The 3,226-nt window shown below is 63.6% G+C and carries 4 protein-coding genes; 1 reads left to right on the forward strand and 3 read right to left on the reverse strand.

Annotation, left to right across the window (positions count from 1 at the left end; genetic code table 11):
- Nucleotides 1–105: 105 nt before the first annotated feature.
- On the reverse strand, nt 106–1,098 hold the full coding sequence (locus tag ACFFC4_RS22060; RefSeq protein ID WP_375504892.1) for a hypothetical protein: 993 nt from the start codon (nt 1,096–1,098) through the stop codon (nt 106–108).
- Complete coding sequence (locus tag ACFFC4_RS22065; protein ID WP_375504894.1) at nt 1,091–1,615, reverse strand: RNA polymerase sigma factor; 525 nt, start codon at nt 1,613–1,615, stop codon at nt 1,091–1,093. Before ACFFC4_RS22065 ends, ACFFC4_RS22060 begins: the two co-directional genes overlap by 8 nt.
- A gap of 402 nt (nt 1,616–2,017) precedes the next feature.
- Here ACFFC4_RS22065 and ACFFC4_RS22070 point away from each other — a divergent pair, with 402 nt between their 5' ends.
- Entirely contained in the window at nt 2,018–2,722 is a 705-nt protein-coding gene (locus ACFFC4_RS22070) for a class I SAM-dependent DNA methyltransferase (RefSeq protein WP_375504896.1), read from the forward strand.
- Between the two features lie 141 nt (nt 2,723–2,863).
- On the opposite strand, the gene ACFFC4_RS22075 is transcribed toward ACFFC4_RS22070, so the two are convergent.
- Nucleotides 2,864–3,109: a cold-shock protein gene (locus tag ACFFC4_RS22075; protein WP_375504898.1), complete on the reverse strand. Its 246-nt coding sequence runs from the start codon at nt 3,107–3,109 to the stop codon at nt 2,864–2,866.
- Nucleotides 3,110–3,226: the final 117 nt, after the last annotated feature.

Raw genomic sequence — 3,226 nt, forward strand, 5'->3', positions numbered from 1 at the left:
CCATGGGCACCGACCAACAGCTTGACCAAAACGACTCACGCTGATGAGAGCGCGGTAGGCGCCAATGCCGCATGAGAGGCCGGTGCAGTTACTCACTCCGCGTGGCTACTTCGACGGGTTACGGATGGATCGGGCAAGCGTCACAACTTGTTTGCGGTCCAGGGCCTTGCCGGCCCTGTCTAGGACCATGAGGACTACCTGACGTCCAGTTTCGATGGTCCATTGAAGCGTCCAGGTCGGGGTGCTGGAGTCGTACCAGACTTGTGCCCTTGCGCCATGAATGGTGGCCGGGGCTCCCTGGGCGCCGCCCGGAGTGTTGAACTCGTGGTCCCACGCGCCTACGGGGGCGTACCAGATCTGAGCCTCCACGTCAGCATTGTCGTCCTCACACAATATGTGCGCTGTGTCGGTAGCTGGTGTCCACTGCAGGGGGTCCTGCACGGCGCACCCCAGCGGTGTCTCGGTGAACCGGGGTGCTGAGGCTGGGTCATAAGCCGCGTGCGTCTTGCCGTTGGTGTCGTCGACCAGCGGGCGCCCATTCAGCGGAGCCCGGAGTGTGATCTTGGGTTGGAGGTGGTTGGGGAGCAAGTCGCAAACCTGGGTCCTCACCGGTTGCGCTCCGTAACCGTCAAGTCGGATGCGAACCGTCTTGGCGGATTCGGTCACGTGCGTCTTGATCACGCTGATCTGGTCATCGCAGATACCACTGGGCACGTCGAGCTGCTCAAGGTAGACGACACGCTGGTCGCTGGCGGAAACGACCGGGGCGCCCCACTTCACGGCACCGAGGTTCATCAACCTGGTCGGAGGTTGGGACACTGCAGTCGACCCCGGGAACGCCGGAGAAGCGCTTTGTGTTGCGGAATTCGCAGCTGAATCCGACTCGCGGACGAGTTGGACGCTCGTTGCAGCGGCGACGACGATGGTCACCGTCGCGGCGACGCTCGCGATGACTGCAGCGCGGCGTCGCGTGTGAGCGCGCCGCCCGGTACCGGACAGTGCGGCAGCCATCGCCCGGTCGAGATCAGGCGGCGACGTAAGTTCGTGGTCTTGCCACCAGTGAACGTCGGCTTGGATTTCGCGATCAATGTCAGTCACGGTCGGCGTCCCTCAACAAGATACGGAGCCGGCCGCGGGCGTCTGACAAGGTCGACTTGACGGTGCCGGTTGAACAGCTCATCACCTCAGCGCATTCGGCTGTGGTCAAGCCCAGGTAGTAATGCAGCGTCACGGCCAACCGCTGCCGCTCAGTGAGTCGTCGCAGCGCGGTAGCCATGTCGATGCGCCGAATCTGCGCAGCGTCACCGTCTACAACTCGTATCTCGTCTGTCAGCCTGTCCGCTCGCGGCACGCCGCGGAACGAGCGACGTGCCTGGTTGGCCACAATCGTTAGCAGCCATGCCCGGACCTGCCCGCGCGCAGGATCAAATCTGAGGCGATGTCGCCACGCGTCGGCCAGTGACTCCTGCAGCACGTCTTCACCAGTACCTGCTCGGCTCATCCGGTGAGCCAGCGCGTGCATGGCCGACCAGTGGGGGCGAACCCATTCGGTGAACTCCGTGGCACCGGAGGGCGCGGCCGCATCATTCCGGGATGCGACCTCTCCTGTTGCCACACTTGTATATATCCACTAACCGGCCGCCCGGTTGGCCCCCGCGTTCACATTGGTCACGCCCGCGCAGCCACCCGTTATATCGTGCCTTCGCAACGGCGAACTGCACGAGTTCTACGCGCGTTCGGCTGATTATTCGATCTTGAACCTCGGTACGGTGACCCAGATGGTGGGAGGAGGCCCGTCACGTGCGGGTCCCAGTCCCCGTGGCCTACGAAGAAAGTGCCAGGTCATTGGTCCTTTCCCTCTCAGCTGCGTCACTGAACGCGCTCAACGCGGCAAGTGATTGGGTTTGATGTTGACGGCTGCAGAGTCCACTAGCCGGTCCTGGCTGGGCGAGCACCGGCGAGGTGGGCGAGCGATGGGTCGTGCCAGCGGGCGCTTGTCGCCTGCGAAACTACTGGCGTGGACGGCAAAGCGTTGACCGAGCAGGTTCGCTCGACCTACGACGCCGTGGCTGAGGTCTATGCCGCGCGCTTCCCCTCAACCGAGCCCGAACAGCCGATCGATCTGGCCATGATCGATCACTTCCTTTCGGTGCTGCCCGCCGGTGGTGCCCAGGTGCTTGATAGCGGGTGCGGCACCGGGAGGATGTCGCGCTATGTGAGCGATCGGGGCTGCCGCGTCCGCGGCGTCGATCTCTCGCCTGGGATGATTGCGGTGGCGCGGCGCGAGCATGCCGACATCTCCACCCAGGTCGCGTCCATCACGGATCTTCCCTTCCCCGATGCTGAGTTCGACGGTGTCCTGCTGTGGTACTCGGTTATCCACATCGCTGACGAGGACCTGCCTGCGGTGTTCCGTGAGGCACGCAGGGTGTTGCGGCCAGGCGGCTTTGCGCTCATTGCGTTCCAGTCCGGGCAGGGAAGTCGCGACGTCGGTGGCGGCTTCCGCGCACTTGGCTACGACGTTCGCCTCACCCGATTTCACCGGACTGCGGACGACGTTGCCGAGATGCTCGCGAGCGCAGGGCTCGCCGAACAGGCTCGCCTCGTGCGCCGACCGGTCATTGAGCTCGACGACCAGGCATTTTTGGTCGTCCGAAGTTTGAACAGTGACGACGCGGCGGTGGGGTCGATGCCGTCAGAGGTAGCGCTCGACGCGGCATGAGATCGCGGTGGCGCTCAACATGGGCATGACAGCGAGGTTCTCCCCGGTGGGTATGGGTGCTGCACCACAAGAATTGCAGTACAAGCTTGGTGGCGCTCAACGCGGCAAGAGGACGCGGCATGAAGTCACTGCGGTGCGTCGCTATTGCGCTGGCGTGCCTATCGGCCGAACGAAATCCGCAACGAAGTCGAAGCTTTCGTATTTCTGGGCGTGGAACGCGAACTCGACGATCTGACCAGCTTCAAGCGTCGTGTAACCGTCCATCGCGACCTTGGACCACAACACCCAGGCGTTGCGTCCGGCGGGCAGCAGGTCCGAGGTGATCGCGCCCCAACCCTTCGCCTGGTTCCAGAACTTGACCACGCCAATCCCGCGATCCTTGGTCACCTGCTGAGTATGACCATTGTCGGTGGGCTCACGCGGAGGCAGTGTGCGCCTTCGGGCCTTAACCTCGATCCACCGATGATCTTGGCGGCGGGAGCGTGCCGTAGAGCGAGAATGCCC

Source organism: uncultured Jatrophihabitans sp. (assembly GCF_964244045.1).
Lineage (GTDB): Bacteria > Actinomycetota > Actinomycetes > Mycobacteriales > Jatrophihabitantaceae > Jatrophihabitans.